Annotated in this window: 16 protein-coding genes and 5 pseudogenes; 7 read left to right on the forward strand and 14 right to left on the reverse strand. The window is 60.5% G+C overall.

The features are described from left to right. Positions 1-7 precede the first annotated feature (7 nt). The 5 genes from JP75_RS17665 to JP75_RS17685 form a co-directional block, all read right to left on the reverse strand. Positions 8-1,054: an ABC transporter ATP-binding protein gene (locus JP75_RS17665; RefSeq protein ID WP_035085554.1), complete on the reverse strand. Its 1,047-nt coding sequence runs from the start codon at positions 1,052-1,054 to the stop codon at positions 8-10. Then, on the reverse strand, positions 1,051-2,133 hold the full coding sequence (locus JP75_RS17670; protein WP_051960861.1) for an ABC transporter ATP-binding protein: 1,083 nt from the start codon (positions 2,131-2,133) through the stop codon (positions 1,051-1,053). Before JP75_RS17670 ends, JP75_RS17665 begins: the two co-directional genes overlap by 4 nt. Beyond that, positions 2,108-3,238 (reverse strand): ABC transporter permease, encoded by a 1,131-nt coding sequence (locus tag JP75_RS17675; RefSeq protein WP_051960862.1) that lies wholly within the window; start codon positions 3,236-3,238, stop codon positions 2,108-2,110. The genes JP75_RS17670 and JP75_RS17675 overlap by 26 nt, the downstream gene beginning before the upstream one ends. 10 nt (positions 3,239-3,248) lie before the next feature. After that, the gene (locus JP75_RS17680) at positions 3,249-4,235 is read right to left on the reverse strand and encodes an ABC transporter permease (RefSeq protein ID WP_035085555.1); all 987 of its coding nucleotides are present in this window, start codon (positions 4,233-4,235) and stop codon (positions 3,249-3,251) included. Positions 4,236-4,328: 93 nt separating this feature from the next. Beyond that, positions 4,329-6,257, reverse strand: a complete 1,929-nt coding sequence (locus tag JP75_RS17685) for an ABC transporter substrate-binding protein (protein WP_051960863.1) — start codon at positions 6,255-6,257, stop codon at positions 4,329-4,331. Between the two features lie 158 nt (positions 6,258-6,415). Here JP75_RS17685 and JP75_RS17690 point away from each other — a divergent pair, with 158 nt between their 5' ends. Beyond that, entirely contained in the window at positions 6,416-7,456 is a 1,041-nt protein-coding gene (locus JP75_RS17690) for a LacI family DNA-binding transcriptional regulator (protein WP_084587758.1), read from the forward strand. A gap of 92 nt (positions 7,457-7,548) precedes the next feature. On the opposite strand, the pseudogene JP75_RS17695 reads toward JP75_RS17690, so the two are convergent. Further along, a pseudogene (locus JP75_RS17695) lies at positions 7,549-8,456 on the reverse strand (LysR family transcriptional regulator). Positions 8,457-8,646: 190 nt separating this feature from the next. Here JP75_RS17695 and JP75_RS17700 point away from each other — a divergent pair. Together JP75_RS17700 and JP75_RS17705 are read left to right on the forward strand one after the other, a co-directional pair. After that, complete coding sequence (locus JP75_RS17700; protein WP_035085654.1) at positions 8,647-9,468, forward strand: aldo/keto reductase; 822 nt, start codon at positions 8,647-8,649, stop codon at positions 9,466-9,468. A 167-nt stretch (positions 9,469-9,635) separates the two neighbouring features. Next, positions 9,636-10,082, forward strand: coding sequence for a PPC domain-containing DNA-binding protein (locus tag JP75_RS17705; RefSeq protein ID WP_051960865.1), 447 nt, complete (start codon positions 9,636-9,638; stop codon positions 10,080-10,082). 559 nt (positions 10,083-10,641) lie between these two features. Here JP75_RS17705 and JP75_RS27395 read toward each other — a convergent pair. Next, entirely contained in the window at positions 10,642-11,001 is a 360-nt protein-coding gene (locus JP75_RS27395) for an ABC transporter permease (RefSeq protein WP_051960866.1), read from the reverse strand. 17 nt (positions 11,002-11,018) lie between these two features. On the opposite strand from JP75_RS27395, the pseudogene JP75_RS17715 reads away from it, so the two are divergent. Then, positions 11,019-11,675: pseudogene (locus JP75_RS17715) on the forward strand (ABC transporter permease); the annotation flags it as partial. 18 nt (positions 11,676-11,693) lie between these two features. Here JP75_RS17715 and JP75_RS26620 read toward each other — a convergent pair. The 5 genes and pseudogenes from JP75_RS26620 to JP75_RS17735 form a co-directional block, all read right to left on the reverse strand. Next, positions 11,694-11,843, reverse strand: a complete 150-nt coding sequence (locus tag JP75_RS26620; RefSeq protein ID WP_160194714.1) for a hypothetical protein — start codon at positions 11,841-11,843, stop codon at positions 11,694-11,696. Positions 11,844-12,008: 165 nt separating this feature from the next. Further along, complete coding sequence (locus JP75_RS17720) at positions 12,009-12,215, reverse strand: sigma factor-like helix-turn-helix DNA-binding protein (RefSeq protein ID WP_035085556.1); 207 nt, start codon at positions 12,213-12,215, stop codon at positions 12,009-12,011. Between the two features lie 8 nt (positions 12,216-12,223). Further along, entirely contained in the window at positions 12,224-12,433 is a 210-nt protein-coding gene (locus tag JP75_RS17725) for a sigma-70 domain-containing protein (protein WP_035085558.1), read from the reverse strand. 168 nt (positions 12,434-12,601) lie between these two features. After that, entirely contained in the window at positions 12,602-13,102 is a 501-nt protein-coding gene (locus tag JP75_RS17730) for a VOC family protein (RefSeq protein ID WP_035085560.1), read from the reverse strand. 23 nt (positions 13,103-13,125) lie between these two features. Further along, positions 13,126-13,946, reverse strand: a pseudogene (locus tag JP75_RS17735) (aldo/keto reductase). A 105-nt stretch (positions 13,947-14,051) separates the two neighbouring features. Between JP75_RS17735 and JP75_RS17740 the strand changes: the two are divergent. The 3 genes and pseudogenes from JP75_RS17740 (at position 14,052) to JP75_RS17745 (ending at position 15,951) form a co-directional block, all read left to right on the forward strand. Further along, positions 14,052-14,965, forward strand: a pseudogene (locus tag JP75_RS17740) (LysR substrate-binding domain-containing protein). Between the two features lie 208 nt (positions 14,966-15,173). Next, on the forward strand, positions 15,174-15,359 hold the full coding sequence (locus JP75_RS26625; RefSeq protein WP_160194715.1) for a hypothetical protein: 186 nt from the start codon (positions 15,174-15,176) through the stop codon (positions 15,357-15,359). A 96-nt stretch (positions 15,360-15,455) separates the two neighbouring features. Beyond that, a pseudogene (locus JP75_RS17745) lies at positions 15,456-15,951 on the forward strand (Dps family protein). A 152-nt stretch (positions 15,952-16,103) separates the two neighbouring features. Here JP75_RS17745 and JP75_RS17750 read toward each other — a convergent pair. After that, a complete protein-coding gene (locus JP75_RS17750; protein ID WP_051960867.1) occupies positions 16,104-16,871 on the reverse strand; it encodes an alpha/beta fold hydrolase in 768 nt (255 codons plus the stop codon). Continuing rightward, positions 16,868-18,337 carry an NAD-dependent succinate-semialdehyde dehydrogenase gene (locus JP75_RS17755; protein ID WP_035085562.1) on the reverse strand — a complete coding sequence of 490 codons (1,470 nt, stop codon included), beginning with the start codon at positions 18,335-18,337 and terminating at the stop codon, positions 16,868-16,870. The genes JP75_RS17750 and JP75_RS17755 overlap by 4 nt, the downstream gene beginning before the upstream one ends. Between the last annotated feature and the right edge of the window lie 26 nt (positions 18,338-18,363).

Consider the following 18,363-nt stretch of genomic DNA (forward strand, 5'->3'; position numbering starts at 1 on the left):
GGTCTATCTACTGGATATCGAATGCGCCGCGCAGGTCGAGGCTGTCGGCATAGTGGCAGGCAGCCTGATGGCCCGGTGTGGCCGTGGGCTGAAGGGCAGGAGTTTCGACCTTGCATCGGTCGGTAGCGAAGCGGCAGCGGGGGTGGAAGGCACAGCCGGGGGGCACATTGCCGGGATCGGCGACATCGCCGGGGAGGCGAATGCGGCGGGAGCGCCCCTTGATCGTGGGATCGGCTACCGGAACCGCCGAAAGCAGTGCCTCGGTATAGGGATGGCGCGGTTTGGCGAAAATGTCCTCGACATCGGCGATCTCGACAATGCGGCCCACATACATGACCGCGACACGATTGCAGATGTGCCGCACGACGCTGAGGTCGTGCGAGACGAACAGATAGGTCAGGCCCAGCTCCGCCTGCAGATCCTGAAGCAGATTTATGATCTGAGCGCGCACGCTGACATCGAGCGCTGAAACCGCTTCATCGGCGATGACAAAGCGCGGATTGGGCGCGAGGGCACGGGCGATACTGATGCGCTGGCGCTCGCCGCCGGAAAAGGCATGCGGAAAACGCCACATGGCTTCGGGCGGCAGCCCGACCTTGCGCAGGAGTTCGCCCACCCGCGCTTCGAGCGCCGGGCCCGAGGCCAAGCCATTAACCAGCAGCACTTCGCCGATGATGTCGATGACGCGCATGCGTGGATTGAGCGATGCCTGAGGGTCCTGGAAGACGGCGCGCATGTCGCGATAGACCGGCACCATGTCATCTTCGCTCGCCTTGGCGATGTCGATATGACTGCCATCGGGCTTGCGATAGTCGATCCGGCCATCGGTGGGTGGGGTGACACGCAGCAGGGCGCGAGTGGTGGTGGATTTGCCGCAGCCGCTTTCTCCCACAAGGCCGAGGGTTTCTCCGGCATTGATGTGGAAGCTGACGCCGTCGACAGCCCTGATGCGGCTGACCTCGCGCTTGGGAAAACCGATGCGGATGGGAAAATGCACCTTGAGATCGTGCACTTCGAGCAGACGTTCGGGAGTATTCGGCGCGGTGGCGGTCATGATTGGCTCTCCAAGGCGCGGTCGATCTCGGCCCGGTCGGCATGCAAGTGACACCGCACCGTGCGTCCCGGCCCGACATTGACCGGCCAGGGCACGACGCGATTGCAGACGCCGGCAATGGCTTCTTCGCAGCGCGGATTGAAAGTGCAGCCCGTGGGTCGGGCAAAGGGCGAGGGCACCATGCCCCTGATGGTTTCGAGACGGCCGCCACGGGTGCTGGCAAAGGTTGGAATGGAGCGCAGCAGCGCGCGGGTATAGGGGTGCTTTGGGTCCTTGAAAATCGAGACACTATCGCCCTGCTCGACGATGCGGCCGAGATACATGACGGCAATCTCATCGGCGATTTCGGCGACGACACCGAGATCGTGGGTGATGAACATGACGGATACGCCCAGTTCGGATTGCAGATCGAGCAGCAGGTCGATGATATTGGCCTGAGTGGTCACATCGAGCGCGGTCGTCGGCTCGTCGGCGATAAGGAGGCGCGGTGAACAGGCCAGCGCCAAGGCGATACAGATGCGCTGGCGCATGCCGCCGGAAAACTCGAAGGAATAACGATCGAGCCGTTCAGCGGGGCGCGGAATGCCAACCTTGGCCAGCATCTCAACAGCATGCGCATCGGCTGCCTTGCGGCCGAGTTTGAGGTGAAGCTGGATGGCCTCGCGCATCTGATTGCCGATGGTATGGACCGGGGACAGGGCCGCCATGGGCTCCTGGGAAATAAGCCCGATTTCGCCGCCGCGAATGGCGCGCATATCGCGTCCGCGCGGATCGAGCGTGGTGATCTCGACCGGCGCGGCATCCGGCTCGCGGAAATAACGGATGCTGCCGCCCACGACCTTGCCAGGCGAAGGCACCTGATTGAGCAGGGCCCGGCCAGTGATGGACTTGCCCGAGCCGCTTTCCCCCACAATGCAGAGGGTCTTGCCGCGTGGCACGGTCAGCGACACGTCTTCGAGAGCTTCGACCACACCATCGTCGGTAAAGAAGCGCACCTTGAGCCCCTCGATTTCGACGAGAGGGTCGTGGGCCGGCCGCGCCGTCTGGCTGAAATCAGCGTGCATAGGGATCGACTGCATCGCGCAAACCGTCTCCGAGGAAATTGAGGGTCAAAACGGCGATCACGACGGCAAGGCCCGGCAGGAAGAGCCAAGGCGCGCTCGATACGGCTAGAATGTTCTGCGCCTCCTTGAGCAGCACGCCCCAGCTGACCACGGGTGGCCGCAGGCCAATGCCGAGGAAGGAGAGCGCCGTTTCGGCCAGGATCATGCCGGGAATGGCCAGGGTCACCGAGGCGATGATGTGGCTCATGAAGCTCGGCACCATATGGCGCCAGATGATGCGCTGCTGGCGGCAGCCATCGAGCCTTGCCGCCACGACAAAATCTTCGGTGCGCAGCGAGAGGAAGCGACCGCGCACGACGCGGGCAATATCGGTCCAGCCGAGAAGCGAGAGGATTACCGTGATCCAGAAATAGACCATGAGCGGGTCAAGACTGGGCGGAATGGCCGCCGCAAGGCCCATCCAGAGTGGAATGGTGGGGATGGACTTGAGAAATTCGACGAGGCGCTGCACGCTTTCATCGATCCAGCCGCCATAATAGCCCGAGATACCACCCAGAAAGATGCCAAGTAGGAGGGAGATGGTCACCCCGACAAGGCCGATGGACATGGAGACACGCGCGCCATGAACGGTGCGACTGAAGACGTCGCGGCCAAGCCGGTCGGCGCCGAAGAGATAGAAGGGATGGCCCTTTTCCTGCGGTCCGAAGAGGTGCACGTCCCAATCAAATAGGTTCCAGAGCTTGTAAGGTTCGCCGCGGACGAAGAAACCGACCGGGATCACCTTGTTTGGATCGGTTTCGAAAGCGCGAGAGAGCGAGATGGGGTCGATCTTGACGGTATAGTCGTTGACGTAAAACAGGTGCGTACTGCCCTCGGCATCGGTGCCGAACATCCTGACCAACTGCGGCGGCGCATAGGTGTAATTGGCCGAATAGGTTTCGGTGGAGAAGGGCGCGATGATCTCGGCAAAGAGTGCCACGAAATAGATCATCAGCACGACGACGCCGCTGACCAGAGCCAGCCTGTGTTTCTTGAAGCGGCGCCAGGTGAGAAGCCAGGGCCCGGCAGAACCCGGGCCGCTTCGCGGCGCGACGATGGGCGCTTGCGCAGTGTCGGTCACGGCGTTTTCCTTACGTATAGCGGATGCGGGGGTCAAAGACCGCCAGGAGAATGTCGGAGAGCAGCGTGCCCACGAGCGTCAGCACCGAGAGCAGCAGGATGAGCCCCCCGGCCAGGTACATGTCCTGCGAGAAGAGGGCATTGAGAAGCAGTGGTCCAGCGGTAGGCAGGCTGAGGACGATGGCGGTGATCACCTCGCCCGAGATCAGTGCCGGTAGCACCCAGCCCACGGTCGAGATAAAGGGGTTGAGCGCCACCCGCACGGGATATTTGAAGATCAGACGGGCCTCGCTGACGCCGCGGGCGCGGGCGATCTCCACATAGGGCTTGTGCAATTCATCAAGCAGGTTGGCCCTCATGATGCGGATCAGGGCCGCCGCACCGGAGGAGCCCAGCACCAGCACGGGCAGCCAGAGATGGGTGATAAGGTCCCAGACGCGACCAAGGCTCCAGCCGGCATTGGCATATTCGGGGGAGAAGAGGCCGCCCACGCTCTGGCCGAAAAAGCGTGAGGCGAAATACATCAGCACGAGCGCCATGAGGAAATTGGGGATGGCAAGGCCAAGAAAGGCCAGGAAGGTAGCGATCATGTCGCCGGGGGAATGCTGGCGCACCGCCGAATAGATGCCTACCGGAAAAGAGACGAGCCAGACAAATACCAGGGTGGTGACCGAAACGATGAGGGTCAGCCCCAACCGATCCCAGATAAGGCTCGATACCGGCAGGTTCCATTCGAAAGATTGGCCGAAATCGCCGCGAAAGAGGATGCCACTGATCCACAGCCAATATTGCGTGTACCAGGGCTGGTCGAGCCCATAGCGTTCGCGCAAGGCCAGGACGAGGGAAGAATCCAGGGTTTCGTTCTGCTGGGCGCGCTCGGCTGTGAGCGCGGTGAGAAAGTCGCCCGGCGGCAACTGGATGACGATGAAGGTGACTACCGAGATCGCGATCAGCGTCGGGATCATAAGCAGAATTCGCCGCAGGATGAACGAGAACATCGCGCGCTCCAAACTGGCCGTGAGGCAGGTATCGAAAGGTGGGCGCAAGCCGGACCGTGGCTGGGAGAACAGGTCCGGCTCGCGCGGGGCCGGTCAGTTCTGGGAGAAGTAGAACTGCTCCGGGTTGGTCGGTCCGGGTGTCATGTAGAACCAGGTGTTCGGCATGGACGCCGGCACATTGTGCATGTTGTTTTTGACGATGCCGACCTTATCGGGCTCCATATTGGTGCCGATGATATTAAAGCGGTCCTTGGCAGCGGCGATGATCTGGGCCATCAGGTCCATCTGCTCATCGAGGGTCGCAGCGCGCTGAACCTGGCGATAAAGGTCTTGAACGGCCTTGATGTCGGCGGGCGGCTCTTCGCCATGCGGATCATTGGGGTTCTGGAAATAGAGGCCCCAGGCGGTGGCATAGCTCGATTCCATGTTGAAGGGCACATACCACTTCGGATCGAGCAGGCCGAGCAGATCGTAGCCACCACCGCCGACCCAAGCGAGCGCGTCGTGGTCGTTGGACTGGAGACGGGCAAAGGCCAGCGACTGTTCGGTGGGACGCACCTGCATGTCGATCCCCACCTTGGCCCAATAGGCCTTGATGCGTTCGAGCGCGTCGATCTGGGTCTGAAGGGCCGGGAGCACGTCGACGGCAAAGGAGATGCGCTTGCCATCGGCATCGAGCCTAAAGCCCTGCGCATCCTTGTTGGTCAGGCCGGCGGCATCGAGATGCTCATTGGCCTTTTCCGGGCTGAACTCGGTATATTGGAGCGCCATATCCTCGTCGTAGAGGCGCGTATCGGGGCGCGGAGCTGCCTGATAGGGGCGGCCGACGCCGGCATAGATCAACTGGTTCAGTTCTTCGCGGTCGATGGCATAGCTGAGGCCGATGCGGAAGTCCTTGTTGGCAAAGACCTCACGTAGTGCCGAATTCTTGTGCGTCTGGTTGAGGTTGATCTGCATGGCGTTGGAATAGGCCGGCTGCGAGACGAACAGGTGATAATCGCCCTGTTCCTGCCCGCCCACGATCACCGGACGCACATCGACGGAGTCGAGATAGAGCGTTTGCATGTCGATATCGCCATTGGCAGCTTTCAGCACCACCGCCTGGGCGTCTTCGAGCACGTCGAAGGTCAGCCGGTCGATATAGGGCAACTGGTGGCCTTCGGTATCGACCTTGAAATAGTAGGGGTTACGCTCAGCGACGACCTGCGAGGTGCCGACATAGGGCACGGTCAGCTTCCACGGGTCCATGACCGGCCGATCGGCGTCGCGCCAGCGGCTGGGATAGGTGATCTTGTTGGTGATCAACTGCACCCAGTCGGTGGAACCCGAGCTTTTGACCAGGGCATCGATGCCGTCGGGATTGTATTTGGCGTGGAACTGCTTCAGCCAATGGGCCGGAGCGCCCGCAATGACGTCGGCGCCGGCGGCAGTCGCCATGGTGGTGAGAAAGAGGCCATTGGGACCGGCAAATTTGAAGGCGACTTCATAATCGCCGCGCTTTTCCACCACGACCGGTTCGCCGCCGCCACGCAGCCAGCTCGGAACGGCCGGGGTGATCTCGGGGTTCATCAGGATATCGTTGTACCAGAACATGATATCGTCGGCGGTGAAGGGCTCGCCATCGGACCAGCGGGCGCCCTCGCGCAGCTTGAAGACGAATTCGGTGGCGTCCGCATTCTGCGTCACGCTCTCGGCGATATCGGGCACGACCTCCGTCCAGGCGGTGTTCCAGCGCACGAGACGCGTATAGCCCACGGTACGTTCGGGCAAGCTGTCCGAACCACCGATCATGGCCTGGCGCCAGGTACCGCCATATTGACCCACGGACTCCACGGGCTGGACTGTCAGCGGATTTGCCGGGAGCCGCTCATCAAGGGGCGGCAAAGTTCCAGCCACAACCTGCTCGGCCAGCGAGGGCGCCTCAGAATAAGTCTGCGCCAATGCGCTGGTGGTCAAAAGGACAGCCGAAAAAAGGCCAAAGAAAATTCCTCGCCCCCAAGCTGGAGCGCTTCTGGTCAACATGGCAGTAACCTCCCGGTTGCGTATCTCCTCGGATACGTTAACGCTAACGTAGATTCTGCTGGTCGACCCTGTCAAGTCCAATCGCCCCATCGAACTCAGAAGCACTATTTTGAGAGATATACGTTGAAGTTAGCCGAGAGATATCGTTATCTCAAAATATGAACTCTAAAGTCTCCAAGACGAAACTTGCAGATATCGCCCGTGCGGCCGGTGTGTCACCGATGACCGTTTCGCGGGTGCTCAATGGTCGCGGTGGCGCCAGCCCTGAAACCGCGGCCAAGATTGAGCAATTGGCCGATGAAATGCGCTATCGTCCCAATGCCGTGGCGCGCGCGCTCAAGTCGGACCGATCCGGCATTATCGGGGTTGTTGTTCCTGACATCGCCAATCCGTTTTTCCCCGATGTCATCCGTGGCGTTGAAAGTGTCGCCATGCAGAATGGCTACAATCTCCTGCTGTGCAATGTTGTCGAAAGCGCCGAGCGTGAACTCAACTTGGTGCGTATTCTTGAAACCCACCGGGTTGACGGGGTAATCCTCTGCAGTGCGCGCCTGCCCGATGCCGCGCTGAGCAAGGCCTTGCAAGGCTATAAGGCCGCAGTGCTGCTCAATCGGACGTTAGCGCCCGAGACGGCGGGCAGTATTACCATCGACTATCGCGCCGGAGCGGCCGACGCGGCGCGGCACTTGCTAAATCTTGGGCGCCGGAAAGTGGCCGTCATTGGCGGCCCCACCACGTCGGTGGGGGCGGCCGAACGCCTGGAGGGAATACGCTCTGCATTTCTGAGCGTTGGGGCAGATTCGCCTGTAGTCGTTCACTGTATGCCCGATATCGCAGGTGGAGCGGCAGCGGCGGCGGAGTTGCTCAAGGCCCATCCAGATATCGACGCATTGATCTGCTACAACGATCTTAATGCAATCGGTGCCTTGCAGTATTGCGAAGCAACCTTCCGGTCCGTGCCCAAAGACATAGCTGTCATCGGCTTTGACGGGATTACCTTGGGAGAACTGGTGCGGCCGCAGCTTTCCACAATGCATGTTGATAAATACGCGATTGGAGAGCTTTGCATGCGCATGCTTCTGGATCGAATAGACGGAAAATTCATCCAGCATCGCATTGTAGTGCGCCCCGAACTCATTGTCCGAACTTCAACCATGCTCGAACAGCAAGCGATCTCCGGACAGGTAGACTTCGCGTAACTTCCGGTTTCTTCCCGCGGTGTGGGCCGGGCTGTATGGGCGCGCAGTCTTTCGACAGTTGCACGTGACACCACACGGCCCTACTAGGACGATCACAGCGCCCTCCCGGTAACAAAGGCCTGCAACTTCGGGCATAAAAAATCGAGGAAAGCACGCACGCGCTGCGGCAAGCGTGCACCACCGAGATAGACGGCGTTGATCTGTTCCTCATCACCCTCCACTGCATCTGAAAGCACTTCTACAAGGCGACCGGCGGCGATGTCTGCCCGGGCATGATAGTCGCCCAGACGCGCCAGCCCCACTCCGGCGACCGCCAGGCGACGGACGGTTTCGCCATTGTTGGCCAGCAAAGTACCATTCACAGCGCGATCGACGATCCGCCCGCTCTCCCTCAGCGGCCAGACCGGGGCAGCCCGGCGGAAATTGAAGCCCAGACAATTATGATGCAGAAGATCGTCGACGGTTCGTGGCACACCATGGCGCTCCAGATAGGCGGGCGCCGCAACGATCTTTCTATGAGCAACGCCTATATGACGGGCCGTCATGCCGGAATCTGGCAGCGGCCCGGTGCGGAAGGCAATGTCGGTTCGATCGAGATAGAGGTCGACTATCTCGTCCGAGAGTGACAGATCCACAACGATATGCGGATTTGCCTCCCAGAAAGCGGGCAATAGCGGCTCCAGTGCCAGGACCCCAAACGCCACCGAAGCATTGACCCGGATTGTTCCGCCAGTGCTGGCAGCGCCAAGCGCCAGGCCCCTTTCCATATCATCGAGTTCGCCCAGCAAGGCTAGGCTCCGTTCGTAGTAGACCTGTCCTTCCGAAGTCAGGGACAGACGGCGCGTGGAGCGCTCGATCAAGCGCACGCCAAGGCGCTCCTCAATGCGGCCAACGAGCTTGCTAACGGTTGACGGCGTCATCATGAGCGCGCGGGCCGTTGCGGAAAAGCTCCCTGTTTCCACTACACGGATACCCGCATTTCGCCGACTCGATTGTCCAAGAACCCGTTCCATCTATGAAATTGTTTCTCAGATAATGTGGAAAAGCGGCCAATTATCAAGACGCTTCCAGCTCCTTATCTACCTGGCCATGAAACGAAATGCGGCATTAGAGCTGCGGAATAGATGACGCCCGATGGCCACTTGCCGGTCGCTCACGCTAGACGCGACCTGAACGAAAGGACGAACAATATGCACATGATAAAGGCAGACGGGACGGAGATTCCGGCTCTCGGTTTTGGCGTCTTCCGCATGTCGGATAGCGAGGTGGAAGCGGTCGTACCCGCTGCCCTAGAGGCCGGTTTCCGGCATTTCGACACCGCACAGATCTATGGCAACGAAGCAGCGCTCGGCACCGCCCTGCAGAGGGCAGGCGCCCGTCGCCAAGACCTGTTCATCACCACCGAGGTTTGGGTGGACAATTACAGCGAGGCGCAATTCGCCACCTCGGTTGAGGAAAGCCTGGACAAGCTGAAGGTCGACCATGTCGATCTGCTTTTGCGGCACTGGCCTGCCGACAAGGTCGCCATTGCCGATCAGATCGCCTGGCTCAATGAGATGCAGGCCGCTGGCAAGACGCGCCTGATCGGGGTGAGTAACCAGAACATCGCGCAGATGAGAGAATCTGCCGCCCTGAGCAGCGCACCGATCTTCACCAACCAGATCGAGGCGCATCCCTATCTCGACCAGAGTGCCGTTGCTGACGCAGCCAAGGCCCTGGATATCGCTATCACCGCCTATTTCGGCATGGCCGATGGCGCTGTGCCGCGCGATCCAGCACTGCAACAGATCGGTGCCAAATACGGCAAGACGGCCGCTCAGGTCGCTCTGCCCTGGCTGGTACAGCTCGGTTATGTCGCTCTTTCAAAAACGTCAAAGCCCAGTCGAGTCGCCGAGAACTTTGCAATCTTCGACTTCGCACTGGATGACGGCGACATGGTTGCTATTGCAAAGCTTGCTCGTCCGGGAAGCCGGCTTGTAAGTCCTGCTGGCCTGGCTCCAGCCTGGGACTGAAGGACGGTCTATCACGAGCGAGACAGTCCAGATGCACATGGGTTGCGGCTATGCCGCAATTTCAACTGATGGCGGCGCTTGGCTATATTTGTTTGGATGGGAAGAACAAGGTCCCGACTAGACCGTTCAACTGACGTAATCACCACCCCCGATGCGTAGGAGACGACATGACGCAGGAAGCACCTCGCAATATTGCCACGCCTGGCGGCTTCCTGATGGTGCTGCGCCAGGGCGACGATGTGTTGGCGCGATTGGAGGCGCTAATGCTGGAAAAAGACATTCCATCTGCCTCGATCCAGGGCATGGGCTTTGCCGGATTGGTCCGGTTCGGCTTCTTCGATTTTGAGCGCAGCGATTTCCAGCCGCGCGACTTTGCCGACATGGAAATTACCGGCCTCGTGGGAACTCTCGCCTGGAAAAAAGGCAAGCCGGCTATCCATGCCCACGCCACCGCCAGCGGCCGCGATTTCCAGGCCTTCGGCGGACATCTGCTGGCCCTTACGGTGGGGCGCGGCTCGTTCGAAGTTACCATAACGGTTCATGACCGACGGCTGCAGCGGCAGCATGATGAGAGCATTGGCGCAAATATCCTACTGCTTCCGGACATGGATTAACGCCTGAAGCATCGGGTTTCATTCCTAACTTCTCAGCAGGAATAGAACGACTGCTTGTCAGTTTTATTGAGGCATCTATATCCCCGGACCACTTGAAGGACTGGAGAAGACCACGTGCCCCAATGAGGAAGTCCTTGCGACATTGCCGCCACTGCACCGACTTTCGACATAGGCGGACTTGGCGGCCCTGCTCGTCTCCGCCTCCAGAGCCGATGGGCCGGAGAACAGAATGACACATCCATGAGACCCGAAGATTCTACGGAATCCTAGGCCACTGGAACTTTGACTTAGAGAAACTGGCGGAGAGAGAGGGACTCTCCGGGAGTTCCGGAAGCGCGGGACTTTCAGCGTCAGAGGCTCGAAAACCAATGTGCATCAGGCACATCTCGATTTCAAGATTGGTATTGAGGCACGAAAGGCGCCTGCCGGCCAGGGTATTGCACATCTCGAAAGACTCTGCGACCGCCTGCACTGCCCGAACATTCGAAGGATGATAGCGCTTGAGGCGGAGCTATTGGGTCATCCATCGCGACCGTCGTAAGCGCTGAGCTTCCCAGCGCTACCGCCTACTCACCCGAAGTCTGTCCAGCCGGAGGCGCTCGCGTTCGTCGCTTAAACGTCTCGACGCCAGCCAGACGCCCACAATTACACTACCGATAGACGAAGAGCACAACAGGCACATCAGATAGATCTGGGATTGTGCAGCCACCAAGGGATCGGTACCGGCCAGAATCTGGCCACTCATGATCCCCGGCAAAGTGATGATCCCTGCCCCAGCCATCTGATTGAACACAGGGATCGTTCGGGCATGGATAGCACGTCGAACCCCTGGCCCCATCGCCTGTCGCCGGGTTTTACCGAGCGCCAATTGCGCTTCGATCGCGTTACGCTGCGACGAAACGCTATCGAATATGCTCACCCGCCCTGGTGCGGGCTGCAGTGAACACCGTGTCCTTCTCAGCGACCGCAACGCTCGTCGTCGTCCTTCTAGGTTTTGTCGTCGCTTATTCCGCTCGCTTGCGGCCCGGGCCGGGTGCCGCCATGTTGTCTCGCATCGCAGCTTTGGGCTACGCGGTGCCTGGAACAGTCCTGGCAATTGGCATCCTCGTTCCGGTGGCCGCGCTTGACCGCACGCTCGACGGCTTCTGGCGCGCATGGACCGGAACGTCGATGGGCCTGCTGGTCCTCGGTTCCGGGGCCGCACTCATCTACGCCTACGCTGCGCGTTTCCTCGCGATATCGGCCGGAGGCGTCGAGGCCGGCCTGAGCCGCATCCCGCACTCCTACGATCATGCCTCTCGAACGCTGGGGCACAGCTCCCTTGGCACGCTTTTGCGCGTTCACCTGCCGCTCTCTCGTACCGCGTTGACCGCCGCCGGTCTCCTCGTCTTCGTCGACTGCATGAAGGAACTGCCGGCCACACTTCTCCTCCGCCCTTTGAATTTCGAAAGCCTCTCCACGCTCCTGTTTGGTGAAGCCGCTCGCGGGACCTACGAGGATGCGGCGCTTGCAGCTCTGATGATCGTAGCCATCGGTATTTTGCCTGTCGCCTTGCTAGCCCGCGTGGGCCGTTCAACTGCTAACGGGCACTAGATTTGCGCCCTGATCGTCTTATTCCTCCTTGAACGCTCTGGCGATCTGGTCGGTGAAAGGTTTGGCAAAGTAGGCGATGGCGATTTGCTCTTCTGTTTGCACGAAGACTTCCACGGGCATCCCAGGAAGAAGGCCAGTCGGCCCCAGGACGTCGAGATCGCCGATCACTTGAGCGGCCGCCAGCACTGCCAGCGGTAGAGGTCGACGCTGCGAAGCGACTCCACCAACGCCGTCGCTCGCGGGGGGGGGGCGTACTGGTCCGTTCAGTGGACATCGAGCACCCTTTAACCCTCTCGGTCCTACTCGGTGCGATAACCGCGGCAGCGCCTTAACCTAGATCTGACGGATCCGTTCACGTGTGGTGTCGAACGTTTCGCCGGCCTGCTCCAAGGTAAGCTCGTCAACCATGCCAATACCGAATCTCAGCTGAACCACCCTTTCCTCGCGTGGCATCAGCTCCAGCAGCTGATCCGCGATCTCCTGCCGCCTCCTCATCGCATCCTCCTGGTTGGATTGAGGATACACGAGGCCTGTGGTCATTTCCCTTGTCAGTCGCTGTTGCCCCGCGTCACGAGAGCGCCCGTCAGCCTCTGCAGCCGGATAAGCGCTTCGAATGGGATTTCCAGCTCCGTCGCCAGCTCGGCAGCGGTTGCCGAACGACCGAGCTCGACATGCAGTTCCTGCCGAACCTTCTCCAGCTTGCGCGCTCGCTCCTGAAGATGAACGGCGCCCCTGATCGTGCGGCAAAGGTCGGCCATTGCTCGCGTGGTGGCTTGCCGTATTCAACTGGTTAATCTGGCTGACTGACCCGGGCTAGGAACGGCCAACTGGTTTTAGGGTATGGAGAAAATCTGCATACAATTCGACGACATATTCGAGGTGCCCGCCGCCCCGATCCATCTCGCCAATGAGTGACGGCGACGTTGTTACAGTATTGTGCGGGCGAATGGTCCCTGCGGTTCGATGATTTCGAGATGGGTGCCGTCGGGATCGGCGAAATAGGCGACCTTGGTACCCTGACCGCTCCTGAGGCCATCAGCGTCCTGGAAGGTGATGGGCTCGCCCGAAAAGCTGACGCCGGCGGCCGTCATGCGGTCATAGACGGCCTGCAGATCATCGACCTCGAAACACAGATGCATGGCGCCGATATCGCCATTGTCATACTGCGCCCGGCCGGGCTTGGGCTCGTCATATTGCAGCAGGTCGAGGTTGAGATTTTCCAGGTGCACGTTGGCGTAGCGGATAAGGACCTTGTCGAGGCCCTGGACGGCGGCCATACGGGGGCCGCCAATGCTATCGACATTGGCAATTTTGGTGCCGGTCAGCGCCTCGTAGAAGCGGATGGACGCATCGAGGTCGGATACGGTGATGCCGACGTGATTGGCGCGGCTGAGGCCGATAGTTGTGGCAAGGGTTTTGCTGGTCATGATCTATCTCCTGATGGTTGATTTCAGTCCCATTGCGGCGCCAGGCCGGGTGGGCTCACGAGGCGTTCGTTGCGCCGGTTCAGTGCGGTGATCTCGGCCATGTCGGCGTCATCAAGGACAAAATCCATGCTGGCGAAGTTCTCGGCCAGCCGACTTTCCGTCGCCGTCTTGGTCAAGGCGACCATGCCCTGCTGCACGGTCCAGCACAGCACCACTTGGGCGACGCTGCGGCTATTGCGGGCGGCAATCGCGCTCAGGACGGGATCGTCGAAGACCTTGCCGTCGGCCATGGGATAATATGCCGAAATGGCCGCACCTGCAGTTGCAGCTGCCTGTCGGACAATGGACTGATCGATAAAAGGATGCAGTTCGACCTGATTGGTCACGATCGGGGCGGCGCTCAGCGCCACGCTGCGCTCGAACAGGTCACGGGTGAAATTGGACACTCCGATATGGCGCGCCTTGCCGCTGCGCTGCGCGGCATTGAGCGAAGCGATCTGGCGCTCCAGCGACACGGCGTTATTGGGCCAGTGCAACAGCAGCAGGTCGACATGATCGGTGCCCAGCTTGCGCAGGCTCTCGTCGACCGAAAGCTCGAACCTGTCTTCGGCATAGTTATCCACCCAGACCTTGGTGGTGAGGAACAGGTCGCGGCGTGAGATGTTCGAGGCGCGGATCGCTTCGCCTACCGCGGCTTCGTTGTCGTAGATCTGGGCGGTGTCGATATGGGTGAAGCCAGCGCCGAGCGCGGCCTTCACCATCGCAAAGTGTCCGGGCCGGACATGCGGAACGTACCGAAACCAAGGGCCGGGATGGCCGCGCCGCCTGCGGTGATCGTGTGCATTATCAGTCTCCTATTCAACTACGATCTATTTAGGCGGAGCGGCATTGCGTGATAATCTGCTTAGGTGGACAATGATCTTGGAATTTATTTCGGAGATGAGCCGCGATGGACGAACGTATAGGCGAGATGGACGTGATGATCGCGGTCGTCGAGCAGGGCAGTTTTTCGGCGGCTGCACGGCGTCTCGACCTTACGCCCTCTGCCGTCGCCAAGCTCATCGGGCGGCTCGAGGAGCGGTTGGGCACGCGCCTTTTCCAGCGCTCCACCAGAAGCCTGGTGCTGAGCGACGAGGGTGAGCGCTATTTCCAGCACTGCAAGCGGCTGGTCAGGGAGATTCAGCTCGCCGAGGCGGATGTCGCGGGCGGTGCGACCCTGGAGCCGCGCGGTCTCTTGTGGGTCAGTAGCTCAGTCGGCTTCGGACGCGAGTCCTGCTACCGCTTGTGCCGGGATTTCTGGCAGCTTACCCGGCGGTCGAGCTGGACGTGACCCTGAGCGATAACATCATCGACCTCTATGAAGAACGTGCGGATGTGGCCATTCGGTCGGGCGCGATCAGGGACAGCCAGCTCAAGACGCGGAAGATCCTGGATATGCGCCGGGTGGTGGTGGCGTCGCCTGACTATTTGGAGAAGCTCGCCCGGCCGAGGCATCCCTCAGACTTGGCCAAGCACAATTGCCTACGATTCAACTTTCGTAGCGCACGGGACACCTGGCCGTTTGTCGACGATATGGGGCGAGCCATAACCCAGCCCATAGGCGGGAATTTCCTGGGCGGTTCAGGCGCCGACATTCGCCAGCTTTGTGCGCTTGGCGCCGGAGTAGCGCGGGTCGGGCGTTTCTATGCCGAGCCCGAAATTGCTTAGGGACGGCTTGTCCCCCTGCTGGAAGAGTTCAATCCGGGGGACATTGAAACGGTCAGCGCCATGTTCGCCGGGCATGCCCATCTGGCGAACCGAGTAAGGGCATTCATCGATTTTCTGGTCGCCAATGTGAGCCAGGCCTGGCCTGGTTCGTATTAGGCCCTATCGTAGTCCGCGGCGTGCTTGCATCGTCGAGGGCATCGTGGAACCTTGAATGGCGGTCACGGCGATCCGATCGTCAAGAGGTCACCAGCGCCGGACTTGATCAGTCTCGCACCCTTATCGGTTTGACCGGTACATGCGCGCTAAAACTGCCCACGTGATCGAGACCAATCCCACGAGCACTGGCGGTCAAGTAGGCGGTTGCATGTTGGCAATAGCGCCACTGGCAGAAGCCCATCCCGGTTCGGCCGCCCAGCTTGAGGCCGTTGACGTCGCTGACATGCCGGTGGTCCGCGAGGAAATCGGTGACGGTCCGCGCTTCTACCTGCTCGCTCAACAATTGGATGGCCCTGACACCGCCCGATCTTATCCGCGGCCACCTCAATCTTGACGATGCGGCGATACGGGCCCTCCGCCGCGGCCGCCTGCCCACCGTTCGCTGAACCACGGTATTATCGACTGGCCGCCAACGCCTAAAGGACATTCGATGAAGGACTTCACTGCTCCCCTGCACACATCAACCGATTTGGGCGCCAATGCCAGCAAGGACATTTCGGCCGCGCTGACCGGGCTGCTGGCCGACACTTTCGTGCTCTGCGTGAAGAGCACAAACTTCCACTGGCACATGTCCGGTCCCCATTTCCGCGACTATCACCTAATGCTGGACGAACAGTCCGACCAGATCTTTGCCATGACCGACGCCATTGCCGAGCGAGCCCGCAAGCTGGGCGGCACGACCCTGCGCTCCATTGGTCACATTGCCCCGTTTGCAGCGCATCGCCGACAATGATGCCAGTTATGTTACCCTGGACGATACTCTCGCTGAGCTGGCCAGCGACAACCGTCAATTGCTGGGCTTCCTGCGGTCAACACATGCGGTTGCCAGCGAGCACAACAATGTCGCGACAACCAGCCTAATCGAGGTGTGGATCGACGAAACCGAACGGCGCGCGTGGTTTCTGTTTGAAACAAGCCGACGTTGAGATCTTTTTCCGTCCGCCGCTATCCGGAAGAGAGTCGTCCTAAAGTACTGCAGACCTGAAGGAGGCCTCAATCTGAGGGCATAACTGGGCTGGCTCCGCATCGACTGGAAACTCTAGTCAAGCGCAAGAAGCCTCACGCCAAGACCTTTCATTCAGAAGGCGTCACTGGCGATAAACAGCCGCAATTGCTCGACCAATGCAGCCGGTTGCTCAAGCTGCATCATATGCGGCGCCCCCGGCAGCGTCCGATATTCAGCGCCTGCAATACAGTCGGCCAATGCCTTGACCATGACGGGTGGCACGGCTTGATCGAGTTCTCCGGCGATACACAGCACTGGCACGTTGAGCGCGCTCAGCTCGGCCTTGTGGTCGAGCTGGGATATCGCGCGCCATGTGGCGGCCCAGGTCTCAGGCTCATCCGCCAACAAACGCGCGGCCACCGGGGCGGCGCCACCGTTAGCGATGAAATCTGGGGTAAACCAGCGCTGGAGCGTCTCTTCAATCACTGCCTGCATGCCGTCCGCAACGGCTCGCTCACCCCGGCTGGCGATGGCGGGACGGGCCTGATCGGGAAAAGTCGCCGGGCAACCGCACAGGACAAGCTTCTCGACAAGCGCTGGATGCCTGAGAGCCACCGCCTGGGCGACCATGCCGCCGCAAGACAGGCCCGCAACAGTGGCCAAGGGTACTTTAAGGTTCAGCAGGAGGTCAGCAACCCTGTCGGCGAAGTCATTGAGCGTCGCGGAGCCATTGAGCTTTGAGCCGCCATGCCCCGGCAGGTCGACCGCAATTATGTCCAAACCCTGCAGCCCGGACATCACTGCGGCCCAGCTGTCGCTATCGAGCCCCACCGGATGCAGCAAAACGAGCGTGGGGCCCGCACCACTGCGCTTATAAGCAAGAGTTTCCGGCCCGATCACCAGCTCACCGCCATATATTTGAGTTCCATATAGTCGAGCATGCCCCGATGGCCGCCTTCACGGCCGATGCCACTCTGCTTGACCCCGCCGAAAGGTGCGGCTGGCTCGGAAACGATACCGCGATTGACCGCAACCATTCCCGCTTCGATTTTGCTCGCCACCCGCATCGCCCGGCCTAGATCCCGTGCGTAAACGTAGGATGCCAGACCAGATTCCGAGTTGTTCGCCAACGCGATTGCCTCGTCCTCGTCCTCGAAGGCCGTTATCGGCGCTACTGGTCCAAATATCTCCTGGTCAAGCAATTTCGACGACGAGGGCAGATTGGCGATCACTGTGGGCGCGTAAAAGTAGCCCGGGCGGTCGGGCGCGACGCCGCCGCTCAGCAGCGTGCCGCCCTCAGCAAGACCCAGGGCCACCGCTTCCGCTATGCCGGCCCGGGCCTTTTGACTGACCATCGGCCCGACATCGGCGTCAGGATCGGTTCCTTTTCCCATGCGTAAGGCGCCCATGCGCAGAGCCAGACGTTCGCCAAACGCCTCGGTGAGCGAGCGGTGAACCAAAAACCTGTTCGCCGCCGTGCAGGCCTGTCCGCCATTGCGCATCTTGGCGATCATGGCGCCCTCGATGGCCAGGTCGAGGTCGGCGTTTTCCAGCACGATGAACGGCGCGTTGCCGCCAAGCTCGAGGGAGCACTTCACGATGCGTTCGGCCGCAGCCTTGGCCAGGGACCTGCCAACCTGGGTCGAGCCGGTGAATGACAGCTTGCGCACGCGTGTATCGGCCATCATGGCACCGACCGTCAAAGGCGATTTCGATGTAGTGACCACGTTGATGACGCCCGGCGGCAGGCCGGCATCGGAAAGAATGTCGGCCAGCGCGTAAGCGGTGAGCGGAGTTTCGACCGCAGGCTTTAGAACGCAGGTACAACCGGCGGCAAGTGCAGCGCCAAGCTTGCGTGTCGCCATCGCGGCAGGGAAATTCCACGGGGTCACCAACAGACACACGCCTACGGGCATGAACTGCACCAGAATGTTGGTCCCCCCGCTCGGTGCCGTGCTGAACTCGCCAATCGCACGCACGGCCTCTTCGGAATACCAGCGGAAGAACTCAGCGGCGTAGAGCACTTCCGCCCTGGCATCGGCCAGGGTCTTGCCGTTCTCGAGCGAAATCAGATGCGCCAATCGCTCGGCGTCCGCGATCATTCGCTCGAAAGCGCCTCGCAGGATCTCCGCCCGTAAGCGTGGGCCTGTGGCCGCCCAACTGGAAGCGGCGGCATCGGCCGCATCGACAGCAGCGATACAATCGGAGACTGCGGCGTCTGGTACGGTGCCAATTGGCTGTTCCGTGGCAGGATCCAGAACATCGATGCGATCAGCCGTTTCTGCCTCGACGAGAGAGCCGCCGATCCGAAGAAGCGGATGAAGATCAAACCCGTCGAGATGGTCTTGGAGGCGATAATTCGTCATTGAGTGTGCTTACGATTCTGCTGTCT

This window comes from Devosia riboflavina, assembly GCF_000743575.1.
GTDB classification, from domain to species: Bacteria; Pseudomonadota; Alphaproteobacteria; order Rhizobiales; family Devosiaceae; genus Devosia; species Devosia riboflavina.